We start from the raw sequence: 24,733 nt of genomic DNA on the forward strand, positions 1-24,733 counted from the left end.
ATGTAGCCATACCGCGCCAGCTGTCGATGGTCTTTGAGGAACGCGACCCCTTCGCCGGTGGGCCCCACGACCACTTCCCAGACGGTCACCGCGCTTCCAGCGCCCCCACTTCAACCGGGCATTGATTGCCGGACAGTGGCATGACCACACAACTTCAGCCGCCCGTCGCGGTGACGCCGCCGCTGCCGACCCGTCGCAACGCCGAGCTGCTGCTGCTGTGCTTCGCCGCGGCCATCACTGTCGCCGCGCTGATCATCGTCGAAGCCAACCAGGACCGTGAAATACGCTGGAACGTCATCACCTACGGGTTGGTGTTCCTGCTCGTGTTCGGTTCGGCGCACATGGCGATCAGGCGCTTCGCGCCCTATACCGACCCGTTGCTGTTGCCAATTGTGGCGCTGCTCAATGGACTTGGCTTGGTGATGATCCACCGGCTCGACCTGGTCAACAACCAGATGAGCGGCCGCCATCACCCCAGCGCCACCCAGCAGATGCTGTGGACGGTGGTCGGGGTCATCACGTTCGCGCTCGTGGTCACGTTCCTCAAAGACCATCGACAGCTGGCGCGGTATGGCTACATCTGCGGGATCACCGGCCTGGTGCTGCTGGTGATTCCCGCGCTGTTGCCGGCATCGTTGTCCGAGCAGAACGGCGCGAAGATCTGGATTCGCTTCCCCGGCTTCTCGTTTCAGCCCGCCGAGTTCTCCAAGATCTTGCTGCTGATCTTCTTCTCCGCCGTGCTGATCGCCAAGCGGGGCCTATTCAACAGCGTCGGAAAGCATTTCATGGGCCTGACCCTGCCGCGCCCACGCGACCTCGCGCCACTGCTGGCCGCGTGGGTGAGCTCGGTGGGCGTGATGGCCTTCGAGAAGGACCTCGGCACCTCGCTGCTGCTCTACGCGTCGTTCTTGGTCGTGGTTTACCTTGCGACACAACGGTTCAGCTGGGTTGTGATCGGCCTGGTGCTGTTCGCGGTGGGCAGCGTCATCGCGTATTTCATCTTCGCGCACGTGCGGGTCCGCGTGCAGATGTGGTGGGACCCGTTCTCCGACCCCGACGGCAGCGGCTATCAGATCGTGCAGTCGCTGTTCAGTTTCGCCACGGGCGGCATCTTCGGCACCGGGCTCGGCAACGGCCAACCCGATACCGTTCCGGCCGCGTCGACCGACTTCATCATCGCGGCCTTCGGTGAAGAGCTGGGGCTGGGAGAAGCGGTGGTAGGTGGAGTGGTCGATGCTGGCGATGCCGCGACACTTGACTCGGGGGCGCCGCTCCCGAGGCCCGGGGATCCCGGCGGCGACGTAGCGCGCGGCGACGGACAGGTGGGCAGCAGGTATTCGGCCAGCAATTGTCGTAGCTGTGACTCGGCCTGGTCCAGGCTGCCGCCCGGCAGCCCGGTTTGCACCTGGACCTGCCCGGGACGGCGCAAGTCCCGCAGAGTCATCAGTTGGCAGTTCGAGTGGCCGGATTGGCCGTAACTGATCAGCGACAGCTCGTTCCGCGCGCTCAGGCAGCCGACCAGATAGGGCTCCTGCAGCGGCAGACCCAGCAAGGACCCCTGGATTCCGCGGACTATCGAGACCTTGCCGTCGTATTCGGTGACGTAATAGTTGCGCTGGATCACCCACCAGGCGATGGCCAGGCCCGACAGAACGAACAACACCGCCAACGTCACGACGAAGAACATCCGGCGCCGTGGCCAGCGGGGCCGGTTGGGGGTTTCTGGTTGGGGCGCAACGCGTTTCGCGGCCTCCTCGCGGGGCCTGATCGCGGAGGCGCGGCCGGCGGAGGTGTTGGGCAACGTCATCTGGTCGTCGTCACCGGAAACCGCGCCGGCCAGAATTGGTTGGGTTTGGCCGTAGTCGTAGTCGACGACATCGGCGACCACCACGGTCACGTTGTCCGGGCCGCCGCCGCGCAGCGCCAGCTCGATGAGGCGGTAGGCGGCTTCGGCCACGTCCGGGATCTGCAGGGCTTCCAGGATGGTCTCGTCGCTGACCGGGTCGCTGAGTCCGTCGGAGCAGAGCAGGTAGCGGTCGCCGGCCCGCGCCTCGCGCATGGTCAGCGTGGGTTCGACCTCGTGACCGGTCAGCGCGCGCATGATCAGCGACCGCTGCGGGTGGCTGTGCGCCTCTTCGCGGGTGATGCGGCCCTCGTCGACGAGGGTCTGGACGAAGGTGTCGTCCTTGGTGATTTGCGTCAGTTCACCGTCACGCAGCAGATAGCCGCGCGAATCGCCGATGTGTACCAAGCCAATTCGGTCGCCCGCGAACAGGATCGCGGTGAGCGTGGTGCCCATTCCCTCGAGTTCGGGCTCCGCCTCCACTTGCGCCGCGATGGCTGCATTGCCGGCGCGCACCGCGGCGTCGAGCTTGGCCAGCAGGTCGCCGCCGGGTTCGTCGTCGTCGAGGTGGGCCAGCGCGGCGATCACCAGTTGGGAGGCGACCTCGCCCGCGGCGTGGCCGCCCATGCCGTCGGCCAGGGCGAGCAGCCGGGCACCGGCGTATACGGAGTCTTCGTTGTTGGCGCGCACCAGGCCGCGATCGCTGCGCGCGGCGTATCGCAGGACCAGGGTCACGGGCGCAACTCCTCGATCCCGGCTTCGCCGGCATCATCGTCGTGAGCGCGGGTCACGGGCGCAACTCCTCGATCCCGGCTTCGCCGGCATCATCGTCGTGAGCGCGGGTCACGGGCGCAGCTCGATCGCCGTCTTGCCGATCCGAATCGGCGTCCCTATGGGAACTCGTACCGCAGTCGTCACCTTTGCCCTGTCAAGGTAAGTGCCGTTTGTCGATCCTAGATCCTCGACGTACCATTCCGAACCGCGCTGAGATAGCCGGGCGTGCCGCGTTGAGGCGTAGTCGTCGGTGAGCACCAGGGTTGAGTCGTCAGCCCGCCCGATCAACACCGGTTGCCCGCTGAGTGTGATGCGGGCCCCGGCCAACGCCCCCTCGGTCACCACCAGGTAGCGCGCGGCGTGCCGGCGTTCCCGCGACGGCAGCAGGGTGCTGCGCAACGTCAAGCCCCGGCGCACCATGACGGCGCCGGTGGGGGCGTAGATATCGGTCCGCAAGATCCGCAACACGGACCAGATGAATACCCACAACAACATCAGAAATCCGGCACGCGTCAGCTGCAGTACGAGTCCCTGCATCTGGCGTCCTTTCCGTCCTGGCGACGTAGTCCCCCCGGCGCCCATGACCCCGAGCACATCGGCAACGTCACGATACTTGGACGGCGGTCGACACGGGGCGAAGCAGGGCAGCGTTGAGCCCAGCGGGTTCAGTGGATCCGGACGATGATCTCCGAGTGGCCCAGCCGGATCACGTCACCATCGGCCAACTGCCATTCCTGCACGGGCGCGTTGTTCACGGTGGTGCCGTTGGTCGAGTTCAGGTCCGACAGGAGCGCCACCTGCCCGTCCCAACGGATCTCGAGGTGACGCCGTGACACGCCGGTGTCGGGCAACCGGAATTGGGCGTCTTGCCCGCGGCCCACGATGTTGGAGCCCTCGCGGAGCTGATAGGTGCGGCCGCTACCGTCGTCGAGCTGCAGCGTGACCGTCGTCCCGGCCGCACCATAGCCGCCGCCGTAAGCGCCGTAGCCGCCGGCCTGCTGGCCGTAGTCGGCGGGCTGGGCGTACTCGGCCTGCTGGCCGTAGTCGTAATCGCGCTGGGGGGCCTCGGGGTACCCGCCGCCCTGGCCGCCGTATCCCCCGCCCGGGACGTTCTCCGCGTACTGCGTGTAGTCGCCGGCGTAATCCTGCCGACCGTAGCCGCCGCCGCCCTGCTGGTATCCCTGCTCGTACCCGCCGGCCTGCTCATAGCCGCCGCCCTGTTCGTACCCGCCGCCCTGCTCCGGGTAGGCCGGCCGCTGCTCGGGCGGAGCGTAGGCACCCTCGTCGGGGCGCGCCGGTCCGCGGCCGTATTCGCCGTACCCGCCGTAGCCCTGCTGGCCGCCGGCGGGCTGACCGCCGCCGGGCGGGCCGTACCCGCCGCCCTGGCGGTAGCCCTGGTCGTAACCTTGGCCGCCGTACCCACCGGGCGCGGGAGGGCGCTGCTCGTACTGCGTCGGGTACCCGCCTTGGCCCTGCTCGGGGTATCCCCCGCCCTGGCCCTGGTAGCCGCGCTGCTCGGGGTATCCCCCCGGGCCTTGGTACCCGCGCTGGTCGGGGTAGCCGCCCGGCGCCTGGTAGCCGCCCTGCTCCGGGTAGCCGCCTTGGCCCTGCTCGGGGTAGCCGGCCTGCTCGGGATGCCGCGGTGGCGGGTAGCCCTGCTGCGGCGGGTAGCCGCCCTGCTCGGGCGGCGGTGGGTACCCACCGCGCGGTTCAGGCGCCGCCTGCGGTTCTGCGCCACCCTCTTGCGGACGCCCGTAGCGGTCGTCGTAATACTCATCGCTGGGCCGCCCCGGCCCCTGAGCCCCGCGGTAGCTCGAATCGTCAGTCATTGGTGCTACTCCTCGTTCTGCGCCGAACGCATTATTTGATTGTGGCCGGACGGGCTCATTGACCGTCGGGCGGGGCTGCACATCGGGGTTGACAGCACCACGGGCGCGGTACTGGCCGGTACGCAGGTTCGACGATTGCTCGAACCGGACGACCACATCACCATACGTTTGCCACTCCTGTTCACGGATGTAGTCGGCCAAGTACCTAGCGAAAGCGCCCGACGTGAGATCAGGGTCGGCGCCCACCTTCTCGAAGTCGTGCCTTCCGAGGGTAATGATGTATTCGTTGGGGGCCAAAAACCGATTTCCATGCAGCCGCTGGACGCCGTCGCGGGCTTCGCGGCGCAGCAGGGCCTCCACCTCCTGCGGAACAATCGATCCGCCGAAGACTCGGGCGAAGGCATTGTCAACGGTGGCCTCAAGCTTGCGCTCGATCCGCGCCGCCAGCCCCCGTTGGCTACTCATGCCCCGCCGTTCGCCTGCACTTGCCGAAGCGTGTCGCTGCTATGCGGCAAACGATGCGCGGAGTGACCTCTCACTCCAGCATGGTATCGACACAGCGCGAGCTCGCGGCACCGTGAAAACTCTGAGAACTGCGTCCGCCCTGCTCAGAGACGTTGGCCCGCAGCGCCGCCCAGGCGCCCGGCCCGACCAGGCAGTTGGGGAATGCGGCTATTAGAGTGATATGGTCCATCGGTTGTTTTTCCGGGCGAGTGGCGGAATGGCAGACGCGCTGGCTTCAGGTGCCAGTGTCCTTCGGGACGTGGGGGTTCAAGTCCCCCTTCGCCCACAGTTGAGCGGTTCTACGAACTGCAGGCACGAAGGTCACGAACTCGAAAAGGGGTCGTGACCTTTGTGTTTGCGTGGGGCCTGGCCGCGGGGGTGCGATTCCAGGTGCCGTAGGGGACTTTGTCCCGTAAGTCCCCGTAATCGTCTACAGATACCCGATCGACGCTGGGGGCCGCACAGCAAAAGGAGTTGTAGGGGCGCGTCGACGAAGTTGATCACCTAGGTGACCCAGGTGGCCGGCGCATCGAACTATGGATCCGGCAGATTTCCCAGGACCAGGGGAAGCGCTGTCACTCGTCGGTGTCGGGCGGGCCCGTCTCGGGTACCGGGAATGGTCCCAGTGCCGCGGGCCACGCCGCGCGCATCTCCCGGAGACGCGCGCAGGCTTCGGCCAACGCCGTATCCACTGCGGCCTCCGCTGCACTGCAGGCTGTGACCTCATCTCTACGCTCTGCAATCGCGCGCTGGTGTGCCTGGCGCTTGGCCTCGCTTGGTGCCGTCCACTTCGGGTCCCGCGTGAGTTTGCCGTCTATGAAGTCCCACCGTGGATTCAGGATCCGCAGGTAATCCTGCTTTGCCACTACGAGTTCATGCTGGGCCTGCGCCCATTCGACGTGACGCCGGGCCTTATCAACTTGAAGCTCGTCGATCAGAGCTTGCTGTGCATGGGCCAGGGCGGTGAGTTCGTCGACAGGGTTCACGGGTGGGTCGCCTCGTTGAGTTGCGCTTGGGCTGCGCCCACTTGCTCGGCCAAGCTGGCGAACGCCTTGGCGATCTCGGCCGCATCGGGGGCCTGCTCGTCCAGAGCGGCGTCGACGGCCCCCAACAGAGCCAGCACCGCGTTCAGTTGATCGCAAAGCCCCGCGCTCGCCCAGTCGGCGCCCGCGGCGGCGACTGCCGCAAGGTGGACGCTCAAAGTGGCGGTGCCGATGAGTTGCCGTGAGGCCGCTATGGGCCGCTTGGCATGTTCGCCGGCCCACTCCTCGGTCAGGGCTTGGATCTGGGGAACGGAGACATTGCCCAGGTGCTGTCGCGCGCGCTGCGCCGCCGTCGGGCCGTCCTCGTCGTCGGCAGCGTCGGGGTCCCGTCCCAACGCCGCATTCAAAGCGAACTCGATGGACTTCTTCGTGACCTCGTTGACCACTTCGACGATCACAGAGGTCCCGATGACGTGACCAGGGACCAGCGGAGCCGCCGCCGCGGCGATCGCCGCAGCCGTCGCCGCGGGCATCACCGCTTGGCCGATCACCACGACGGCAGCCGCGACACCAGCCGCGACGGCCAATCCGCGGACGACGCGGGATCCTCGGCGTAACCACTTGCGAAACCGCGACGGCGTGGCCGCCGGCAGGACGGTCAATGCGACCAACTGCTTGCCCAGTTCCCGTACCTGGGCCCGCACCTCGTCGATGTTGCGTCCATCGCGCTCGACGATCACGGTGGATAACGCTTGCACGAAGGACGTCCCGTACGTGTCGGCCGGCGGCGGCTCCTTATAGCCGAGTGCGTTGAGGGTCTCAACCCAGTTGATGCTCACCGCCGCGCGCAGCCGGGCTCTCTCGCCGGGTGTCAGCGCGTTGTCGGTTCGATGCGCAAGAACCATCCATAACGCATCATCGGCGGCGGTTTCGATGAGAGTGTTGCCGACTTGTGCCGCCGTGCCACGCAAGACTGCGATGTTGGCGTCGGCGTCCAACGCGGCTAACGCTTCAGACGCCGCGTTGACCCGGGCCCGCGTCGCATTCAACTTGTCGACGACATGCCCTTCTAGTACGGGCATGTTGTTTACGGGCTGGGTCATGTCGGTGGTGCCCCCGTCGCAGAAGGCTGGCAGAGGACCTTAATCGTACGGTCGACGTTTCCACTGCACGCCCAAATAACACGGTCGATGACGACGAGACACATACTGTTTAGCCACCCGTTATCCCGTCCGACGGCGCCGACTTGTCTCGTGGCAACGTCAGGCGCCGGTACGCGATCGCCTGCTGATGGCATCAAGCATCTCCACAGTGGATGGCCGAGGGCTGCCCTGATGATGCGGCGAGAAGTCATGTACGAGACAACCGCCTACGCGCTGGCAGCGCGCGGTCTCGCGGGCGGTCCGGCGGCTGTCTGTGTGCTCGACTCGGGACGGGCTTCGACGGAATAGCTGTCGCACCGCTACGACGACTGCAACCACCGCTGAACGTCAGGCGTAACCGCGTCGGTGATGTCGTCGTATTCGGGGTGCTTCTTGAGCACGGTGCCGATCATCGAGCACACCGGAACGATGCGCTTGCCTTCGTCCCGGGCTTCGTTGAGCGCCTCTTCGACGAGAATCGTGGCCAGGCCGCGTCCGCCGTACGCCGGGTCGATTTCGGTGTGGTAGAAAACCCGCTGGTCGCCACGGTCGGCGAAGTCGGCGAGGCCGACCTGCTTGCCGTCCACGGCAATGGTGTAGCGGCCGTCCTCGAGGCTGACGGTCGCTTCGGCTCCTGTCTTGTCGGTGGTCATGTGTTTCCCTTTCGTTGCGGTACGGGTCGAGGCCGCAGCCGCGTGGTCGGCAGCGGCGGGGCGGGCAGGCGGGCAAGCGAACCCCGGTAACCGTGGACGGCGCCGAAACGATCGTCGCCGTCCTCCCACAGTTGGCGGTACTCCAGGATGTCCTCGTGGCTTCGTCCGACGAAGTTCCACCACATCACCAACTCCTCGGTGAACGGTGTCCCACCGAGTAGCAGTACCCGCGCCCGCCCCTCCCCCACGTTCCGCAGGCGCAGCGCGGATCGGCCGGGGTTCAGGTAGGCCAGCTCGGCGGCCGCCAGAGCGGCATCCTCCACCTGGACGAAACCTGCATCGCCGAGCACACCGTGCTCGAATGTCGGGTCGACATCGACGTCCAGGCGAGCTCCGACGCCGAGATCGATCTGGGCGCCCAGCAGCGAAGTAAAGGTGTGTACCGGGGAACGGCTGCCCGCCAGCTCCCCGAGAAACACACGCACCGTCGCACCGGAAATCGCCACCGGCTCCGGCACGTAGTGGGCGAAGTCGCGACCGGTGTCCCGAGCCGCTCCGGGTAGCGCCACCCAGAGCTGCACGCCGTGCAAGACGGCCGGCGACTCTACCGACACCTCGGAGTGACAGATACCGGCACCCGCGGTCATCAGGTTCAGCTCACCAGGCCGTACCACAGCGCGCACACGGGCGCTGTCGTTGTGCTCCACTTTCCCACTGAACAACCAACTCACCGTCTGTAGTCCGGTGTGCGGATGCGGCGGAACGTCCATGCGCGTCGCCGCAGGGCCGTAGTGGTCGATGAAGCACCACGCCCCGATCAGCGAGCGCTGGCGTTGCGGAAGCGTGCGATGCACCTGCATGGCGCGGGGCCCGCCCAACGGAACCTCCCGGGGCCGCAGCACTTCGACGCCCACGCTTGGCGAAGCCGCGCAGGCGACTTCGACCGGCGCCGGCTCGAGGTTACTCATCGCACCCGACGGTACCCATACGCCATTACTTGCGTGGCGGCCGGAGCACCTTCATGGCCAGCCGCATGACGGGTTCGGGCACTCGGTCCTGCATCGACAGTGCGGTATCGGCGGCGCGGGACCGCAGCGGGGTGCCGCGGCCGAAAACCCGGTTCAACGGTCCGCCCGACGGCTCGAGCACGACGTGCAGTGGCGGCGTGCCGACGGTGGCGCCCAGCGCGTTGGCGATCACCATCCGCTGGATTTCGCTGGTGCCTTCAAAGATGGTGTACAGCTTGGCATCCCGATACCACTTCTCCACCGGGTGATCCGTGATGTAACCCCAGCCGCCCATGGTTTGAAGGGCGCGTTCGGTCGCCTTCACGGCCACCTCGCTGGCGGCCATCTTCGACATCGAGCCTTCCCCGCGTTCGAAGGGAACGTTGTTGGCCGCCATCCACGACGCTCGCCATGTCAACAGCCGGGCGGCGTCGATCTGGGTGGCCAGCTCCGCCAGCGGGAAGGCGATGCCCTGATTGTCGATGATCGGCGCGCCGAAGGCCTCGCGCTCGGTGGCGTATGCCGTTGCGTACTCCAGCGCGGCGCGCGCGATCCCGATGGCCTGGGCGGCGACCATGGGCCGGGTCTGTTCGAACGTGCCCAATGTCGCCGACCCCGAACGCTTCCCGCCCGCCACCACCTCACGCGCCTTCGCGAGCTTGTGCTCCAGTTTCTCTTGTCCACCAAGCAGATTCGCGGCCGGCACCCGGACGCCTTCGAACAACAGCTCGGCGGTGTGGGAGGCGCGGCAGCCCAGCTTGTCCAGCTTCCGCACCAGCTTCAACCCGGGCGTGCCACCGGGCACCGCGAACAGCGCCTGGCCGCGGTGGCCGAGCTCCTCGTCGACGACGGCGTTGACCACATGCACGTTGGCGATCCCGCCGTTGCCGATCCACATCTTGTGGCCGTCGATGATCCAGTCGTCACCGTCGCGGCGCGCGCGGGTGCGCAGATTGCGTACGTCGCTGCCGCCCTCGGGTTCGGAGATCGCCAGCGCCGCGAGCTTGAGATCGCCTGGGGTGCCGAAGCATTCGGGCGCCCACTCCACCATCTGCTCTGGCGACGCGGCCTGTCCGATCGCCGACAGGGCCAATGCGGGCATCACGATCGCCAACCCGATCCCGGCGCAGCCCCAAAACAGCTCCTCCATGAACATCGGCAGCGAGAGGCCGGTCGGATCGCCGATCAGGTCACGGTAGAACAGCGGGCTGTAAAAGCCGCGTTGGGCCGCCTCCTCCAACACCGGCCACGGGAACTCCTGCCGTTGGTCGTAGTGGAGCGCCACGGGGCGGATCACTTCTTCGGCGAACTCGTGGGTCCGTCGGGCCAGGTCGTGCTGCGCTGCGGTCGGGGTCAGGTCGAACGTCATGGATCCCGCCTTTGGGTCGACAGACTCGGTCGTGCCGCCCGTCTACCCCGTCGACCAGGTCAGCAAACTGGCCCGCGAAGGAAGCTCAGGCGGCCGAGCGCGGCCCCACCTGTGCGAGCGGCAGGTGCAGCACCACCGCGGCAACCGCAACGGCCTCGTGTTCGTGGTTGGCGAGCAGGGCCGCGTTCTCGGGCAGCTGACGCGAATTGATCTCGCCGGACGCGATGCGCCGCAGCACCTCGTGGGCCTGCGCGAGCTGTTCGCGCTTGCGGTATTGGCCCCCCGGCAGTTTGACGCCGGCCCACACGCCGTATTCCTCGCGGTGCGCGATGGCGTGCTGGGCGCATTGGCGTTGCTGCGCCAGCGGACAACGGCGCAGGCATTGGATCCGCGCCTCGACGGCCGACCGCTCGTACGCACGGGCCTTCGCGGCGCCGTCACCACCGTCGTCGTCGGGGTAGCCGAACCAAAGTTCCGGGTTGGCAGCGCAGGGGTGTCCCATGTCGGTCTCCTTGTCGAGCGTGAAACGTAGACAGAAGCGTATACAGACATGGAGTCACTGCGCAAGAGAAACGTGACAGAAACGTATATCTACAGCGATACGACCCGGCGTGTGTAATATCCGGCCTATGGCCGGAGCGTGCGATGAGCCGTGAATCGGCCGGCGCGGCGATCCGCGCCCTCCGGGAGTCACGCGACTGGTCGTTGGCCGACCTGGCCGCCGTCACCGGCGTCAGCATCATGGGTTTGAGTTTCCTGGAGCGGGGCGCCCGCAAGCCCCACAAAAGCACAGTTCAAAAGGTTGAGAATGGGCTGGGCCTGCCGCCCGGTACGTATTCGCGGCTGTTGGTGGCCGCCGATCCGGATGCGGAACTAGCCCGGCTGATGGCTGCGCAACCGCCCGCCGTCGAGCCCGCACGGCGCACCGGACCAGTGGTCGTAGACCGGCACAGCGACACGGAAGTGCTGGAAGGCTATGCCGAAGCTCAGCTCGAAGCTCTCAAATCCGTCATCGATCGCTTGCCTGCGACAACATCAAACGAATATGAGACGTATATTCTGTCTGTGATCGCTCAGTGCGTGAAGGCAGAACTGCTGGCCGCCGGTTCCTGGCGGGTCGCGGTGAACGCCGGCGCGGACTCCACCGACCGCCTGATGGACCATCTCCAAGCCCTCGAGGCGACTCGAACTGCGCTGCTCAAGCGGATGCCGACCAGCTTGAGCGCGCGCTTCGACCGGGCATGCGCCCGATCGTCCTTGCCGGAGACGATCATCGCCGCGCTGGTCGGCGTCGACGTCGGGGAAATGTGGGACATCCGCAACCGGGGCGTTATTCCACTTGGAGCGCTCCCTCGCGTCCGCGCCTTCACCGCCGCCGTCGAATCCGAAGCCCCACAAGCCGAGGAGGCGCAGTGACCCACAGCGATATCGAGCTGCTGAGCCGCGCTCACGACCTGTTCGCCGGCGGCACTCGGCCCCCATCACTGGATGCGGGCACGGGACACTATCGCACCCTTTTGCGCGCAGCCGGCGGGTTGAACGACGCCTTGGCGCACGGGGGTTACCGGCTCGCCGCGGATCACGGCCGGCAACGGCTCGCCACGGCTGCCGCCGCGGATACCGCCGCAGCCGGCGTCATCGCCGGTGCTCTACGCGAGCGGGCCGAGGCCCGTGATCTGACCCGGGGCGTACTCGACGAAGCACGAGCCGACGCAGCCGTCCCGGTGACACCGATGGCCCAGCGCGAAGCGATGCGTCGCCGCGCGGCGCGACTGCGGACCCAACGCGCCCACGTTTTATCGGCCCGCCTCCGGGCGCGACGACGCGTGGGGGAACTGCGTTCGCTGCGCTACCAACTCCTGCGCCACCGCGCCGGGGGGTCGGGATCGACCGGGCGCGCCGCAATCGCGGTGCGCGCCGCACTGTCGCGCCTTGGCCGACCTTACGTCTGGGGTGCGACCGGCCCCGACCGGTTCGATTGTTCGGGGCTGGTGCAGTGGAGCTACGCGCAAGCGGGAATTCGCCTGGGCCGCACCACCTATCAGCAGATCAACGACGGGATCCCGGTGACTCGTTCGCAAGTCCGCGCCGGTGATCTGGTCTTCCCGCACGCCGGACACGTCCAGCTGGCCATCGGCAACAACCTGGTGGTCGAAGCGCCCTACTCGGGAGCCTCGGTCCGGATCAGCCGGCTGGGCGCCAACGTCGCTATTCGCCGACCGCTATGACGAACAGGGTGAGTCGATGACGGAACAAGCCGGACCCTCGGTAGCCGCCATGCAGGCACGGCAATCAGACCTGGCCGGCCAGCACGGTACGGCGGCCGACGCCGACCGCGTGCTGGCCGAAGTGCTGGCCAGCGCCCACGCCGCCACGCGCGAAGGCGCCAGGCGATTGGATGCCATCGCCGAGCAGATCGACCATGCCACCGCGCATCAGGCGAACCTTGCGCTGGACACGCCGACGGGGGCGCGTGAGTTTCAGCGGTTTCTGCTCGCCAAGCAGCGCGAGATCACCGCGGTCGTCGAGGAGGCGCGTGAACTCGGTCGAGCGAAAAAGGCTGTACTGGAAGGCCTTCGGGACGGGTACAGCTCGGGCAACGGCTAGCAAGGCAAGCATCACCGTGTCATCCACAATCGCTTGGCGCAGTGAATTGTCCACCGGAAAGGGTCTGGGTACTGTCGCCGGGCATGGAGGGGCCGCGACACCTGCCGCAAAGACAAGCGGTGACCGCAGCGCCGGTCGGCTAGCTGATGTCGGCGTACGAGGAGCTGCTTGCCGCGGTGAAATATGCCCGGGACCAAACCGGTGACCCCAACGCGTGGCAGGCGGGCCTGTCGCCCACTGAGCTGGCCGCCGTGATCACCCCCACGGCGCGTCCCGAGCGGCTCCAGGCGATCGTTGACAAGATCCGTCAGCAGCATGTGGCGATGCCGGAAGGAGAGAAGGGCGAGGCGGCGGAAGCCATCTCGCGAGCCGAAGCCGCACTGTCGCACCAGAATTCAGCGAGTTCTCAGCTGGACATGCAGGTGATCACGGCCATCTTGAACGCCCACCTCAACACCGTCGAAGGCGGCCAGGCGTTGGCGAAGTTGCAGCAGGACACCGAAGCCGCGGTGCGGACGCGGTCGGATTTGGACACCCCGGCCGGGGCGCGCGATTTCCAGCGCTTTCTGATCGGCAAACTCCGCGACATTCGCGCGGTGGTCCTCGACGCGAGCCTCGACGACACGTCGAAGTCGGCACTGATGGCGGCATGGACGTCGCTGTACGACGCGTCCAAGAATCAGTCGAACACTTCCGAAGAACGCCCCTCGGCCAGGGTGTCGTCCGACGCCGATGCGGCCACCGCGCCGGCCACGGGCGAGTCCGACTGGGATCCGCTGCTGGATTCGTTGTTGGCAGACGACCCGGGCCTGCCACCCGATGATTCGTCGGGAACGGTTGTGCCGGAGGGTGTGACCGCTCCCCCCGCGCCCTTGGCTCCTGTGCCGCCGACAATGCCCAGCCTCGCGTCCGGACTGCCGAGCCTCGGCGCGCCGCCGAGCGGGTTCTCGCTTCCCGGCCTGCAGGGTGACGACGGAACGGATCCTGCACTGCAGGGCCTCGACGACGAAGGCGTGCTGGACCCCACCGACGACGATGCGAAGACGGACCCATCGTCGGATGAACCGGGCGACCAAGACGGGGACGCCGCCCGGGACGCGTCGGCGGTGGGAGATGCATCGACTCCGGCCGGTCCCACCACGGTGACCCTGCCCGACGGTGAGACGGTGACGGCGGCCAGTCCCCAGCTGGCGGCTGCGATCAGGGCCGCGGTCGGTGGAGTGGCGATACCGGATGCCTTCCAGCAGCAAGGAATAACGATTCCACCGCCGGGCACCGCGATCACCGAACCGGTCGACGTGTCGCACGTGGCTCCGGCGGACATCGGAATGTTCATCGACCGGCACGCCCTTGCCCTCGGCCCGGGCAAGGCCCTTCTCGATGGCCAAATCCAAGACATCGCCACCGTGAGCGGACCAAGCTTTCTAGGCTGGGAGCATCCACCGGCGGCGGCCGCGATCGCGACCGCACCGACGAAGCCAGACACACCGACACCCACCCGGCCGGCGAGTTGGCCGGCCACCTGACAATAGTGATCCCGCCGGTCTGGCCGGCGGACGGGAAAAGGAGACAGCGGATGGCAGATTCGATCCATGTGGTGCCCGCGCACTTGCGTGAAGCCGCTGCGCGTCACCAGGAGACGTCCGAGTACTTACGCACGGTGCCGTCCTCGCACGAGGCCATCCAGGAAAGCCTGGACTCGCTGGGCCCCATCTTCGGTGAACTTCGTGACGCCGGGCGCGAACTGCTCGAGCTCAGACGCCAGTGCTATGAGCAACAAGCAGCCGACCACGCCGATTTGGCGGACAAACTCAGGGCGTCGGCAACGATGTGGGAACAGCACGAGCAGGATGCGGCGCGCAACCTCGGCGGCATTGCTGACCGCGGTCGATGACGGACGCGAACCCCGCTTTTGACACCGTTCACCCGAGTGGGCACATCCTCGTCCGCTCTTGCCGCGGCGGGTACATGCACAGCGTCGCCCTGAGCGAAGAGGCGATGGATACCGACGCCGACACACTGGCACGAGGCATCTTGCTGACGGCCGACGTGTCTTGCCTGAAGGCATTGCTGGAAATCCGCGAGGAAATCCTGGCGGCCGGACACACTCCCTCGGCAGAGGTGCCGACCCCGCGAGACCTCGATGCGGCGATCGAGAAGCTACTGGCACATAAGCTGCGCCGCCGCGGCGGCTCGACCTAACCGGTTCCGCCCACCTAGAGCACCCAGGTCTTGGCCGCCTCGGGATCTGGAGCGATATCCGTGGGTGGCTCTACGGGATTGGGGCCGAACAACTCTCGTGCGCGAGCGAGCAGGGCACGCACCTCGTCGAGTTGCTGCTGCAGGGCAGATTCAGCCATATCTCCACGCTACCCAGGCCGTCACAGCTGCACAATTCACCGACCGAATAGGCGATTCATCAGCTCCCGGTACGCTTAGCCGGTGGCGATCTTCGGTCGGATGACGGCGCGTCAGCGCCTCCGGAGAGCTACCCGGGAATCACTGTCGATGCCGGCCTTCAGCTCTCCCATCGATTGCACCCCGTGGGTGATCGGTGGGCTTTGGCCTGCCGAGCTTTCCACGATCACCGCCGAAAACACCGCGCTTGCAGACTATCTGAGGACTGACCTACGGCGAATCGCCGACAGCGCGAACGAGCAGCTCAAGATGATCAAACGTGCGGGTCTGGCCGATTTGCCCCGCCAGGCGGAGGAGACCCGGGTCATCGATGAATCGCGTGCCCGCGCGGTGCGGCGCGTCGAATCGACGATCCGCCAGCTGCGCGCCTCGAACGCCGGGGTGACCGTCGGGCATCCCGGCCCGCACTTCGCCGGACCACCGGCACCGGGCATGGATCAGACCCAAGTCATTCCTTCGGTGACGGACGCGGAACCTTCCAATGCGCCCACCAGGACTGTGCGTAAGCCACGCTGGCGGATCGCCGACAAGCCCGCTCCGGTCGGGCCGCAAGACGGTGACGACGCCGCTCCGCCTCCGGATGAGACGACCGCCCAGGAGGAGACCCAGGTCATACCGCCTGCCGTTGATGCGGAGCCCGTCGCCAACGGCCGCCACCACGTGGAGGCGCCGGTCCCGGCGCCGGTCCCGGACGAGACGCGGCCCGCCCAAGAGCATGCGCCCGACGACGACGCAGCGGCGGCTTCTCTTGCGGAGACCCAGGTCATCCCCACCATCAGCGAGGACGTGCCCGCGATTGACGAGCCGGCCGGGAGCGCGGAGCCCGTCGCCGACGGTCGCCACCACCTGGAAGTGCAAGAGCGGGCGATCGATCAGGCCGCACCCGAGTGGGCTCCAGAACCGGTGGACGACACCACGGTGGGCTCGACGGAGGAGACTCAGGTCATCCCGGCGATCACCGAGGCCCTGCCCGTCGCCGACGAGCCGGCGGACAGCGGTCGTCACCATGCGGTCGTCGGCGATCCCGCCACGGGCCGCGATGATCCGCCTCCCCAGGAGCCGCCCCGCCCGCCCTCCGAAAAAACCGTCACTGCAACAGGTTTCGATGTCGAGCGACTGAGCCGACTCCTCGAGTTCGTGGTCCGCCAGGAGCCGCGGTTGAACTGGGCGGTCGGTGATCGTGCGGACGGCACGACAGTTTTGGTCACCGACCTCGCCCACGGATGGATACCGGCCGGCATCACGCTGCCGGCCGGCGTGCGGTTGCTGGAACCGGGGCAACGCAGCGGCAGGGTCACCGCGTTGCTCGGGGACGCCGTGCGCGTCGTGACCTACGCTCCCGGTGCTTCGCTGCGCCGCTCGGTCGACTTCGCCGCGACCAAGTCGTCGTTGGAACCGCGCGAGCTGCCAGCCATCGAGGACCTGCGCAGAGTGCTGAGCGACACCACGCGCCGCTTCGACGGACTCCCCCGGATTGTGCAGAGGCTGGCCGACGCGGCCGCCGCGGAGGCCTTCATCGTCGACCAGGAGGTCGACGTGCTGCGGGTGCACCTCGATACGGCGCGCTACCAGCTTTTGGTCCAGTACCCGGCCGTGAATCCGGCGCTTCTGCTCAAATGTTTGTTGATGGCCGCCACCGAAGGCATCGCGAGCGGAGACGCGGTGTCGGCGAACTATCACCTCGCCTGGTATCAGAAACTCGCCAGCCCGCCGCCCAGCACATAGGCCACGGGTGGTTGCGCGCAACCAGGATTTTGAATTGACGCTGGTGGGAGGGGTCGACATACTGTGACCGTGTCGGGTTCGGGCAGGCGCGCGAATCTCAGCGATAAGGATCTCGTCGAATCAGTTCTGCGCGAACTGAGCGAAGCCGCCGACAAATGGGAAGCCCTCGTGGCCCAGGCCGAGGCCGTCACCTACAGTGTCGACCTCGGTGACATCTATGCCGTGGCGAATTCCGACGGACGGTTACTCAAGCTGAACCTGCACCCGAGCGTGATGACCGGATACGCCCACGGCGAGCTCGCCGACAGGCTCAATCTGGCGATTTCGGCGCTGCGTGAAGAGGCCGAGGCCGAGAACCGGGCAAGTTACGGCGGCCCGCTCCACTAACGCGCGCACGCGCGCTCATCGACCGTCGCCGGGTCGGATGGGCGCCGGCTCTCTTCGCGCGCACGCGCGCTCATCGACCGTCGCCGGGCGGTCCCGCGAAGGCTTGCGCAATCTCCAGCCAGCGCTGGGCGTCGGCCCCGTGCGCCGTGATGTCCAGAGCGCTGAGTGGGCGGCGCTGCGTGACCAGGAAGCAGAAGTCTTCGGCCGAACCGGTGACCCGCTGCACCGCGTCGGGAGGTCCCCAGCTCCAGGTGTCGCCCCCGGGTCCGTGCAGCTCGACCAGAAACGGCTCGGCCGGAGCAGGCAGATTGTTGACGAAAAACGCGTAGTCGCGGGTGCGCACCCCCAGGTGGGCGATCGACCGCAGCCGGTCGGTGGCCACCCGCTTGACGCCCAGCGCGTCGGCCACGTCCAGCCCGTGAGCCCAGGTCTCCATCAACCGCGCGGTAGCCATCGACGCCGCACTCATCGGCGGCCCGAACCAGGGAAGCTTGCGCCCAGCGGGAACGTTCAGCAGCTCGTCGTGCAGCCGGCCACGGGTGGCCCGCCAATCGGCGAGCAATTCGGCCAGCGCCAGAGTCGCCAACTCCGCCGCGCCCGCGTCGACGAAGCCCGTTGGGTCGTCGGCGGCGGCCTTGAGCTGTTCGGCGAACCCCGCCTCGTCGGTGACCGAGGTCAGCGCGACCCGGTCGGTCCACAACAGGTGGCCGATCTGATGCGCGATGGTCCAGCCCGGCGCGGGCGTCGGATCGGCCCAGCGTTCGGCCGGCAGCTCCGCCACCAGGGCGTCAAGCTCATCGCTTTCCGCACGTAGATCGGCCACGATCAGTTCGGGACCCGCCATCATTGCCTCCGCTCGTCCATCGCCCCCGCCGGGTAGCGATTATTCGCCTGCTCGCCGCGCCGGCCCAGGAAGCTGTGCATGGCGAGACCGGCCAGATACAGACCCGAGCCGAACAATGCGAATGCCGGTGCATGCCCGTCGGCGGGAATCAACGCCGCGGCCACCGTGATCGAGACGATGAACGAGACCCAGAACAGCGCGTCCTGGACGGCGAACACGTGCCCGCGAAGGGCGTCATCGACGTCCATCTGCATCGCCGAGTCGGCGCACAGCTTGACCATCTGTCCGGTCACACCGAGGAAGAAGCCGCACGCCACCATGATCGGCAGCACTAGCTCCGCGCCGGTGACCTCGATGATCGCCGACATCGCCAACGCGCCGTTCACCGTCCTGTAGCGCCCCCAGCGACGGACCGCGGGCGGAGTCAGCACGTTGGCCAGGAACGCGCCCAGGCCGGCGGCGCCGAAGAACAGCAGCGCGGTCCCCAATCCCCCGGCTTGGGGATCGGTCATGTGGTGGACGAGCAACAGCACCAGCAAGGAATTGATGCCGATCACCATGCGATGGGCGGCCAGGCCGGACAAGGTGGCGGAGACCGTCGGCCGTTGGGCGACCGTGCGCGCGCCGTGCAGCCAACCGGTGACCACGGCGTAGACAACCGGCCCATGGATCGCCCGCTTGGTGTCGTCCGGGCCCAACACGCGGGAGCCGAACCGCCACGACAGCAGTAAGGCGATCAACACCGGAATCGCGGTGAGGAAGATGATCGCCGAGGCGCCCTTGTCGCCGGCGCCGAACACGAACCGGGGAACGAGCATGAAGTTGGCGCCGATGAAGGCGGCGACGGCCCCGGCCGCGTTCGCTGCGGCGTTCATGGTCACCACCTGTTCGCGCGGCACGACATGCGGCAGCGACGCCGACAGCCCGGACGCGACGAACCGCGCCAGGCCGTTGGCGAACAGCGCGCCCAATAACAGCGGCAGGTCGCCTGCCCGGACGGCCAGGATGGTCCCGATGGCGGCGATCAGGATGAGGCGGCCGGCGTTGGCACCGACGAGCACCAGCCGCCGGTCCCAGCGGTCCATCAGCGCTCCCGCGAACGGTCCCAACAGCGAGTAAGGCAGGAACAACACGGTGAACGCCCGCGCGATCGCCATCGGATCGGCGGCACGGTCCGGATTGAACAGCAACGCTCCCGCGAGCCCCGCCTGAAACAGACCGTCACCGAATTGACTCGCCATGCGCACCTGCAGCAGCCGCCAGAAGTCTGGCAAACCGCGCACCGACCGCCATATTTCGGCGGGTGCGCTTGAGTGCATCCGGGATTGGATCACAAAACCGACTTCCACGAGGGGGGCTAGCAAGCTCGCCGCGATCCGAGCCGCTTTACCAACAGTACAAATCTTCACGCCCCGGGCTTGATTCGCCCGGGCGGCAAGCACCGGATGCGATGATGGTGGGGTGCCGCCGCCCGAGGATCCAGAGGACTATGTCGCGCCGGCCGCGCAGCGAGTGCGCGCGGGTACCTTGCTGCTGGCCAACACCGATCTCTTCGAACCGACGTTCCGGCGCAGCGTGATCTACATCGTCGAACACAACGACGGCGGGACGTTGGGGGTGGTGCTGAACCGCGCCAGCGAGACCGCGGTCTACAACGTGCTGCCGCAGTGGACCAAATTGGCGGCCAAGCCGAAGACGATGTTCATCGGCGGACCGGTGAAGCGTGACGCGGCCCTGTGCCTGGCGACGTTGCGAGTCGGCGCCGATCCGGCGGGTGTTGCGGGCCTGCGGCACGTGGCCGGGCGGGTGGTGATGGTCGATCTGGACGCCGAGCCAGACACGATCGCGCCGCTGGTCGAGGGGGTGCGGATCTTCGCGGGCTACTCCGGCTGGACCATCGGCCAGCTGGAAGGCGAAATCGAACGCGACGACTGGATCGTCCTGTCCGCGTTGCCATCTGACGTTTTGACGGGGGCTCGATCAGACCTGTGGGGGCAGGTGCTTCGTCGCCAGCCGCTGCCTCTGTCGCTGCTGGCCACCCATCCGATCGACCTCAGCCGCAACTAGCTCTACTCCCCCCGGCGTCCGGGGTTCCGGCGGATGTCAGTGGCAGGACTGCGTGCAGCCGGTGCAGGTCCCCGCGCACGCGGGTGCGGCCGCCTCTTGCCGCAGCGCGAAGCGCGCGCTCTGCCAGGATCCGGCGGCGACCGTCCCGACGGCTCCGGTGACGCAGACGATCAGCACCACCAGCGCGGTGTGCGGGGATGCGGCCAGCGCCACCACCCCGCCGGCGGCCAGCATGATCGCCGCGGCCAGCTGCGCCGGTGCCATGGACCGCAGCGCCAGCGCGGTGGGGTCGACATTCTGGGGGTGCGCCAGCGACCACGTTCCGAATCCGGCGGCGGCCACCGCCGCACACATGCACAGCACGCCCGCAATCAGCATGGGCTCACAATACGAGCCCGGCCGTCGGCCCGCTCAGTGGGCTCCGGCGGTGTCGGGGCGGGGGGCTAGTGCTGCAGGAATGAGAAGTTGGGCAGCGGGGGCAGGCCTGGAACCAGGGCCAGCAGGTTCGGCGCCGGCTGCCGGCTCGGGGCGGGCGCCTGCACCGGGAGGCGCACCGGGGCGGTGGCCGAGGTCTGCGTCAGCGGAGCCACCGCCGGCGCCTGCCCGACCGGAGCGGCGGCGGGTGCCTGCCCGACCGGAGCGGCGGCGGGTGCCTGCCCGACGGGGGCGGTGACCGCCGTCTGCCCGGGAAGCCCGACCGGCGAGGCGGCGGGCGTCTGGGCCGGCGCGGGGACGGGGGCCCCGGGAACGGTCACGCGGAAGCCGTTGACGATGGCGTCCGTGGCCGGTGCGTCGGCGACGGCCACCGCGCGATCGGTGGTCACGGCGAGCGACACCAGGTACTTGTCCGGCCCCGAGGTGGCGATGACGTGGCGCCGCGAGGTGTTCAGCGTCATGTCGCCGTCACGGTAGGTACCTTCGACGATCGACGACGGGAAGCCGCCGAAATCGGCCATCGAGGCGTTCGTGGGCTGCCAGGCGAGGAGCTTCTGGCTGTCGACGTAGCCGTGCGAGATGGCCTCTCTGGGATCGAAGTTGCCGACCAGCCTGTACACCACCACCTGCGCATTCGAGCTATAAATGCTGCTGCCCTGCCGGTCGGCGATCACCGCGAAGGCGTCCGGCACGTTGGGATCGGGCACCTGAGTCCAGCGGGCCGGCACCGGCAAGGTGATGTCGAGCGCCTTGAGTCCCTGCGGCTTCTGCGCCTCGAGCTTGACCCCTTTGGACTCCAAGTATTCGCGGATGGTCCCGGAGGTGGCGGGAGTGACCGCGGGGGCGACCGGCGCGGCGGGTGTGACCGCGGAAGGCGCGGAAGCGCCCGGGGCCGCAGGCGACGCGACGGGGTTCGACGCCGGCGGTGTGGCGAGCAATCGGTTGGTCGGCGCCTGCGCGGGCACGGCGGTGACGTTCTGCGGCGCCGGCGCCGGGATCGCGGGAACGGGTGCCGGGGCGGGAATCAGGGGATCTGCGGATGCCTGGGCGCTGGTGAGAACCGCCAGGCCGATCAGGCCGGCGACCATACCCCCGAGAAGCACACGGTGGGCGGGGAGGGTCTCGATCATCTGCGTCGGTCCTTCCAATGGCGCACTGCCAGCAGTTAGAGGCCGACTGTAACTACAGGTCAAAGGCGGTGAATAGGCCCGAGACAGACCTGGGATGAACCTCTGATCCGTGCGCAACGGAACCGAGACCATCCTGTGGCCGGGCGGTCGGGCCGCGGCCATCCTTATACCCTGTTCAGGTGACCGACTCCCCGACCACCGCCGCCGCGGGCAACTCCGGTGCCGTTCAGACGGACTCCGATGCACCGACGTATCGCTACACCGCGGCGCTGGCGGGGCGGATCGAGAGCACCTGGCAGGAGAACTGGGCCAGGCTCGGCACGTTCAACGTGCCCAACCCGGTCGGTTCGCTGGCCCCGACGGACGGCACCCCGGTCCCCGCTGACAAGTTGTTCGTGCAGGACATGTTTCCCTATCCCTCGGGGGAGGGACTGCACGTCGGCCACCCCTTGGGCTACATCGCCACCGACGTCTACGCCCGCTACTACCGGATGACGGGACATAACGTCCTGCACGCGTTGGGTTTCGACGCCTTCGGGCTGCCAGCCGAGCAGTACGCCGTGCAGACCGGCACCCATCCGCGCACCCGGACCGAGGCCAACGTGGTGAACTTCCGGCGTCAGCTGGGCCGGCTGGGCCTGGGTCACGACAGCCGGCGCAGCTTTTCGACCACCGACGTCGAGTTCTACAAGTGGACGCAATGGATCTTCCTGCAGATCTACAACGCCTGGTTCGACACCGCGGCCGGCAAGGCCCGCCCGATCACCGAGCTGATCGCCGAATTCGACTCCGGCACAAGGAACCTCGAGGACGGACGGGACTGGGCCACGTTGTCGGTGGGGGAGCGGGCCGACGTGATCGACGGCTACCGCCTGGTCTACCGCGCCGACTCGATGGTGAATTGGTGCCCCGGGCTCGGCACGGTGCTGGCCAACGAAGAGGTCACCGCAGACGGCCGCAGCGATCGCGGCAACTTCCCAGTCTTCCGGAAGCGGTTGCGGCAGTGGATGATGCGCATCACCGCCTACGCCGACCGGCTGCTCGACGACCTGGACGTGCTGGACTGGCCGGAACCCGTCAAGACCATGCAACGCAATTGGATCGGCCGCTCCACCGGCACCCGGGCGCTGTTCTCGGCGCACGGCACCGGCGGCGAGAGGGTCGACATCGAGGTGTTCACCACCCGGCCCGACACCATGTTCGGTGCCACCTACCTGGTGCTGGCTCCCGAGCACGACCTGGTCGACGGGCTGATCGCTGTCGCCTGGCCGGAGGGCACCGACCCGCGGTGGACGTACGGCGCCGCGACGCCGGGGGAGGCGGTCGCCGCCTACCGACGGGCGATCGCGGCGAAGTCCGACCTCGAGCGCCAGGAGAGCAGGGACAAGACCGGAGTCTTTCTCGGCAGTTACGCGACCAACCCCGCCAACGGGAAACCGGTGCCGATCTTCATCGCCGACTACGTGCTGGCCGGCTACGGCACCGGCGCGATCATGGCGGTTCCCGGCCACGACCAGCGCGACTGGGACTTCGCCAACGAATTCGGCCTGCCGATCTTGGAAGTCATTGCCGGAGGCGGCATCTCGGAGGCCGCGTACGCGGGGGACGGCGTGCTGGTCAATTCCGGTTACCTCGACGGGATGGACGTCGCGTCGGCGAAGGAGGCGATCACCGCCCGCCTGGAAGCGGACGGCCGCGGTTGGGCCAGGATCGAATTCAAGCTGCGGGACTGGCTTTTCGCCCGGCAACGCTACTGGGGCGAACCGTTTCCTATCGTCTACGACAGCGACGGGCGCGCCCACGCGCTCGGCGAGGCCGCGCTGCCGGTCGAGCTCCCCGATGTGCCCGACTATTCCCCGGTGCTGTTCGACCCCGACGACGCCGACAGCGAACCGTCGCCACCGCTGGCCAAGGCGACCGACTGGGTGCACGTCGAACTCGACCTGGGCGACGGCCTGCGGCCCTACACCCGCGACACCAACGTGATGCCGCAGTGGGCCGGCAGCTCCTGGTACGAACTGCGCTACACCGATCCGCACAACTCGGAGCGGTTGTGCGCCAAGGAGAATGAGGCTTACTGGATGGGCCCACGGCCCGCCGAGCACGGCCCGCAGGACCCCGGCGGTGTCGACCTCTACGTCGGTGGTGCCGAGCACGCGGTGCTGCACCTGCTGTACGCGAGGTTCTGGCACAAGGTGTTGTACGACCTGGGCCACGTCAGTTCCCGGGAGCCGTACCGCCGCCTGGTCAACCAGGGTTACATTCAAGCCTTCGCCTACACCGATTCGCGCGGTTCATACGTTCCCGCCGACGAGGTGGTCGAGCGCGCCGGCCGCTTCTTCTACGGGGGGCCGGACGGCGAGATCGAGGTCTTCCAGGAATTCGGGAAAATCGGGAAGAGCCTCAAGAATTCGATCTCACCGGATGAGATCTGCGACGAGTACGGCGCGGACACGCTGCGGGTCTACGAGATGTCGATGGGCCCGCTGGAGGCCTCTCGCCCGTGGGCCACCAAGGACGTCGTCGGGGCGCACCGCTTTCTGCAGCGGGTGTGGCGCCTGGTGGTCGACGAGCAGACCGGCAAGACGCGGGTGCTCGACACAGAAGGACCGCAAGAGCTCGACAGCGGCACCCTGCGAGCGCTGCACCGCACCATCGCAGGAGTTTCGGAAGACTATGCCGCGCTGCGCAATAACACCGCGGCCGCCAAGCTGATCGAATACACCAACCACCTGACCAAGGAACACCGCGATGCGGTGCCGCGGGAGGCGGTCGAGCCGCTGGTGCTGATGTTGGCGCCGCTGGCCCCGCACATGGCCGAGGAGCTGTGGCTGCGGCTGGGCCACACCACCTCGCTGGCGCACGGCCCGTTCCCGCAGGCCGATCCGGCGTATCTGGTCGACGACAGCGTCGAATACCCCGTGCAGGTCAACGGGAAGGTGCGCGGGCGAGTGGTGGTGGCCGCCGACGCTGACCAGAACACCCTGAAGGCCGCGGCGTTGTCGGACGAGAAGGT

General features: G+C 67.8%; 23 protein-coding genes, 1 tRNA gene and 2 pseudogenes. 12 read left to right on the forward strand and 14 right to left on the reverse strand.

The window, feature by feature from the left end; genetic code table 11:
- Positions 1 to 140 precede the first annotated feature (140 nt).
- Positions 141 to 1,205, forward strand: a pseudogene (locus tag A9X04_RS00980) (FtsW/RodA/SpoVE family cell cycle protein); the annotation flags it as partial.
- Here the strand turns inward: A9X04_RS00980 and A9X04_RS29310 are convergent.
- The 3 genes and pseudogenes from A9X04_RS29310 to A9X04_RS01000 form a co-directional block, all read right to left on the reverse strand.
- Positions 1,130 to 2,578, reverse strand: a pseudogene (locus A9X04_RS29310) (PP2C family serine/threonine-protein phosphatase); the annotation flags it as partial. The pseudogenes A9X04_RS00980 and A9X04_RS29310 overlap by 76 nt on opposite strands.
- A gap of 108 nt (positions 2,579 to 2,686) precedes the next feature.
- Positions 2,687 to 3,154, reverse strand: a complete 468-nt coding sequence (locus A9X04_RS00995) for an FHA domain-containing protein (protein WP_067916879.1) — start codon at positions 3,152 to 3,154, stop codon at positions 2,687 to 2,689.
- Between the two features lie 128 nt (positions 3,155 to 3,282).
- Complete coding sequence (locus A9X04_RS01000) at positions 3,283 to 4,911, reverse strand: DUF3662 and FHA domain-containing protein (protein ID WP_067916881.1); 1,629 nt, start codon at positions 4,909 to 4,911, stop codon at positions 3,283 to 3,285.
- 242 nt (positions 4,912 to 5,153) lie between these two features.
- Between A9X04_RS01000 and A9X04_RS01005 the strand changes: the two genes are divergently transcribed.
- Positions 5,154 to 5,236 (forward strand) — tRNA-Leu (locus A9X04_RS01005).
- A gap of 289 nt (positions 5,237 to 5,525) precedes the next feature.
- On the opposite strand, the gene A9X04_RS01010 is transcribed toward A9X04_RS01005, so the two are convergent.
- From A9X04_RS01010 to A9X04_RS01035, 6 genes are all read right to left on the reverse strand, one after another.
- Entirely contained in the window at positions 5,526 to 5,936 is a 411-nt protein-coding gene (locus A9X04_RS01010; protein WP_067916882.1) for a hypothetical protein, read from the reverse strand.
- Positions 5,933 to 7,036: a hypothetical protein gene (locus tag A9X04_RS01015; protein WP_067916884.1), complete on the reverse strand. Its 1,104-nt coding sequence runs from the start codon at positions 7,034 to 7,036 to the stop codon at positions 5,933 to 5,935. The genes A9X04_RS01010 and A9X04_RS01015 overlap by 4 nt, the downstream gene beginning before the upstream one ends.
- Before the next feature lie 359 nt (positions 7,037 to 7,395).
- Positions 7,396 to 7,728 carry a GNAT family N-acetyltransferase gene (locus tag A9X04_RS01020; protein WP_067916886.1) on the reverse strand — a complete coding sequence of 111 codons (333 nt, stop codon included), beginning with the start codon at positions 7,726 to 7,728 and terminating at the stop codon, positions 7,396 to 7,398.
- Entirely contained in the window at positions 7,725 to 8,696 is a 972-nt protein-coding gene (locus A9X04_RS01025) for a pirin family protein (protein WP_067916888.1), read from the reverse strand. The genes A9X04_RS01020 and A9X04_RS01025 overlap by 4 nt, the downstream gene beginning before the upstream one ends.
- 25 nt (positions 8,697 to 8,721) lie before the next feature.
- The gene (locus tag A9X04_RS01030) at positions 8,722 to 10,104 is read right to left on the reverse strand and encodes an acyl-CoA dehydrogenase family protein (RefSeq protein ID WP_067916890.1); all 1,383 of its coding nucleotides are present in this window, start codon (positions 10,102 to 10,104) and stop codon (positions 8,722 to 8,724) included.
- Between the two features lie 85 nt (positions 10,105 to 10,189).
- Positions 10,190 to 10,606 carry a WhiB family transcriptional regulator gene (locus tag A9X04_RS01035; RefSeq protein WP_067916892.1) on the reverse strand — a complete coding sequence of 139 codons (417 nt, stop codon included), beginning with the start codon at positions 10,604 to 10,606 and terminating at the stop codon, positions 10,190 to 10,192.
- A gap of 143 nt (positions 10,607 to 10,749) precedes the next feature.
- Here A9X04_RS01035 and A9X04_RS01040 point away from each other — a divergent pair, with 143 nt between their 5' ends.
- The 6 genes from A9X04_RS01040 to A9X04_RS01065 all read left to right on the forward strand — a co-directional run bounded on the left by A9X04_RS01040 (position 10,750) and on the right by A9X04_RS01065 (position 14,913).
- Complete coding sequence (locus A9X04_RS01040) at positions 10,750 to 11,520, forward strand: helix-turn-helix domain-containing protein (RefSeq protein WP_067916894.1); 771 nt, start codon at positions 10,750 to 10,752, stop codon at positions 11,518 to 11,520.
- Positions 11,517 to 12,332, forward strand: a complete 816-nt coding sequence (locus tag A9X04_RS01045) for a C40 family peptidase (RefSeq protein ID WP_067916896.1) — start codon at positions 11,517 to 11,519, stop codon at positions 12,330 to 12,332. Before A9X04_RS01040 ends, A9X04_RS01045 begins: the two co-directional genes overlap by 4 nt.
- 16 nt (positions 12,333 to 12,348) lie before the next feature.
- A complete protein-coding gene (locus A9X04_RS01050; protein WP_067916898.1) occupies positions 12,349 to 12,711 on the forward strand; it encodes a DUF4226 domain-containing protein in 363 nt (120 codons plus the stop codon).
- Positions 12,712 to 12,857: 146 nt separating this feature from the next.
- Positions 12,858 to 14,237 carry a DUF4226 domain-containing protein gene (locus tag A9X04_RS01055; RefSeq protein WP_067916899.1) on the forward strand — a complete coding sequence of 460 codons (1,380 nt, stop codon included), beginning with the start codon at positions 12,858 to 12,860 and terminating at the stop codon, positions 14,235 to 14,237.
- 50 nt (positions 14,238 to 14,287) lie between these two features.
- Entirely contained in the window at positions 14,288 to 14,605 is a 318-nt protein-coding gene (locus A9X04_RS01060; protein ID WP_067916913.1) for an ESX-1 secretion-associated protein, read from the forward strand.
- Positions 14,602 to 14,913, forward strand: coding sequence for a DUF2694 family protein (locus tag A9X04_RS01065; protein WP_067916901.1), 312 nt, complete (start codon positions 14,602 to 14,604; stop codon positions 14,911 to 14,913). The genes A9X04_RS01060 and A9X04_RS01065 overlap by 4 nt, the downstream gene beginning before the upstream one ends.
- Before the next feature lie 14 nt (positions 14,914 to 14,927).
- Here A9X04_RS01065 and A9X04_RS30755 read toward each other — a convergent pair whose 3' ends face one another.
- Complete coding sequence (locus tag A9X04_RS30755) at positions 14,928 to 15,071, reverse strand: hypothetical protein (RefSeq protein WP_197508968.1); 144 nt, start codon at positions 15,069 to 15,071, stop codon at positions 14,928 to 14,930.
- An 82-nt stretch (positions 15,072 to 15,153) separates the two neighbouring features.
- On the opposite strand from A9X04_RS30755, the gene A9X04_RS01070 reads away from it, so the two are divergent.
- Together A9X04_RS01070 and A9X04_RS01075 are read left to right on the forward strand one after the other, a co-directional pair.
- Positions 15,154 to 16,854, forward strand: coding sequence for a DUF5632 domain-containing protein (locus A9X04_RS01070; RefSeq protein WP_067916903.1), 1,701 nt, complete (start codon positions 15,154 to 15,156; stop codon positions 16,852 to 16,854).
- A 63-nt stretch (positions 16,855 to 16,917) separates the two neighbouring features.
- Positions 16,918 to 17,241: a DUF2710 family protein gene (locus A9X04_RS01075; RefSeq protein ID WP_197508970.1), complete on the forward strand. Its 324-nt coding sequence runs from the start codon at positions 16,918 to 16,920 to the stop codon at positions 17,239 to 17,241.
- Between the two features lie 70 nt (positions 17,242 to 17,311).
- Here A9X04_RS01075 and A9X04_RS01080 read toward each other — a convergent pair whose 3' ends face one another.
- Together A9X04_RS01080 and A9X04_RS01085 are read right to left on the reverse strand one after the other, a co-directional pair.
- Positions 17,312 to 18,085, reverse strand: a complete 774-nt coding sequence (locus A9X04_RS01080; protein ID WP_067916917.1) for a TIGR03084 family metal-binding protein — start codon at positions 18,083 to 18,085, stop codon at positions 17,312 to 17,314.
- Complete coding sequence (locus A9X04_RS01085; protein ID WP_067916918.1) at positions 18,085 to 19,404, reverse strand: MFS transporter; 1,320 nt, start codon at positions 19,402 to 19,404, stop codon at positions 18,085 to 18,087. The genes A9X04_RS01080 and A9X04_RS01085 overlap by 1 nt, the downstream gene beginning before the upstream one ends.
- A gap of 142 nt (positions 19,405 to 19,546) precedes the next feature.
- Here A9X04_RS01085 and A9X04_RS01090 point away from each other — a divergent pair, with 142 nt between their 5' ends.
- Positions 19,547 to 20,152, forward strand: coding sequence for a YqgE/AlgH family protein (locus A9X04_RS01090; protein WP_067916905.1), 606 nt, complete (start codon positions 19,547 to 19,549; stop codon positions 20,150 to 20,152).
- Positions 20,153 to 20,188: 36 nt separating this feature from the next.
- Here A9X04_RS01090 and A9X04_RS01095 read toward each other — a convergent pair whose 3' ends face one another.
- Both A9X04_RS01095 and A9X04_RS01100 read right to left on the reverse strand, forming a co-directional pair.
- Complete coding sequence (locus A9X04_RS01095) at positions 20,189 to 20,530, reverse strand: hypothetical protein (RefSeq protein WP_067916907.1); 342 nt, start codon at positions 20,528 to 20,530, stop codon at positions 20,189 to 20,191.
- Between the two features lie 65 nt (positions 20,531 to 20,595).
- Positions 20,596 to 21,717 carry an LpqN/LpqT family lipoprotein gene (locus A9X04_RS01100; protein WP_067916909.1) on the reverse strand — a complete coding sequence of 374 codons (1,122 nt, stop codon included), beginning with the start codon at positions 21,715 to 21,717 and terminating at the stop codon, positions 20,596 to 20,598.
- Between the two features lie 179 nt (positions 21,718 to 21,896).
- Between A9X04_RS01100 and leuS the strand changes: the two genes are divergently transcribed.
- On the forward strand, positions 21,897 to 24,733 hold a 2,837-nt coding region (gene leuS / locus A9X04_RS01105), incomplete at its 3' end, for a leucine--tRNA ligase (RefSeq protein ID WP_067916911.1).

Source organism: Mycobacterium sp. E3247 (assembly GCF_001667785.1).
Classification (GTDB): domain Bacteria; phylum Actinomycetota; class Actinomycetes; order Mycobacteriales; family Mycobacteriaceae; genus Mycobacterium.

Coding starts and splice junctions, on each gene's coding strand:
- A9X04_RS01095 (WP_067916907.1), bottom strand. CDS start 20,530: ATGCTGATTGCGGGCGTGCTGTGCATGTGTGCGGCGGTGGCCGCCGCC.
- A9X04_RS01060 (WP_067916913.1), top strand. CDS start 14,288: ATGGCAGATTCGATCCATGTGGTGCCCGCGCACTTGCGTGAAGCCGCT.
- A9X04_RS01035 (WP_067916892.1), bottom strand. CDS start 10,606: ATGGGACACCCCTGCGCTGCCAACCCGGAACTTTGGTTCGGCTACCCC.
- A9X04_RS01055 (WP_067916899.1), top strand. CDS start 12,858: ATGTCGGCGTACGAGGAGCTGCTTGCCGCGGTGAAATATGCCCGGGAC.
- A9X04_RS01020 (WP_067916886.1), bottom strand. CDS start 7,728: ATGACCACCGACAAGACAGGAGCCGAAGCGACCGTCAGCCTCGAGGAC.
- A9X04_RS01050 (WP_067916898.1), top strand. CDS start 12,349: ATGACGGAACAAGCCGGACCCTCGGTAGCCGCCATGCAGGCACGGCAA.
- A9X04_RS01030 (WP_067916890.1), bottom strand. CDS start 10,104: ATGACGTTCGACCTGACCCCGACCGCAGCGCAGCACGACCTGGCCCGA.
- A9X04_RS00995 (WP_067916879.1), bottom strand. CDS start 3,154: ATGCAGGGACTCGTACTGCAGCTGACGCGTGCCGGATTTCTGATGTTG.
- A9X04_RS01025 (WP_067916888.1), bottom strand. CDS start 8,696: ATGAGTAACCTCGAGCCGGCGCCGGTCGAAGTCGCCTGCGCGGCTTCG.
- A9X04_RS30755 (WP_197508968.1), bottom strand. CDS start 15,071: ATGGCTGAATCTGCCCTGCAGCAGCAACTCGACGAGGTGCGTGCCCTG.
- A9X04_RS01040 (WP_067916894.1), top strand. CDS start 10,750: ATGAGCCGTGAATCGGCCGGCGCGGCGATCCGCGCCCTCCGGGAGTCA.
- A9X04_RS01015 (WP_067916884.1), bottom strand. CDS start 7,036: ATGACCCAGCCCGTAAACAACATGCCCGTACTAGAAGGGCATGTCGTC.
- A9X04_RS01000 (WP_067916881.1), bottom strand. CDS start 4,911: ATGAGTAGCCAACGGGGGCTGGCGGCGCGGATCGAGCGCAAGCTTGAG.
- A9X04_RS01065 (WP_067916901.1), top strand. CDS start 14,602: ATGACGGACGCGAACCCCGCTTTTGACACCGTTCACCCGAGTGGGCAC.
- A9X04_RS01085 (WP_067916918.1), bottom strand. CDS start 19,404: ATGCACTCAAGCGCACCCGCCGAAATATGGCGGTCGGTGCGCGGTTTG.
- A9X04_RS01100 (WP_067916909.1), bottom strand. CDS start 21,717: ATGATCGAGACCCTCCCCGCCCACCGTGTGCTTCTCGGGGGTATGGTC.
- A9X04_RS01080 (WP_067916917.1), bottom strand. CDS start 18,085: ATGGCGGGTCCCGAACTGATCGTGGCCGATCTACGTGCGGAAAGCGAT.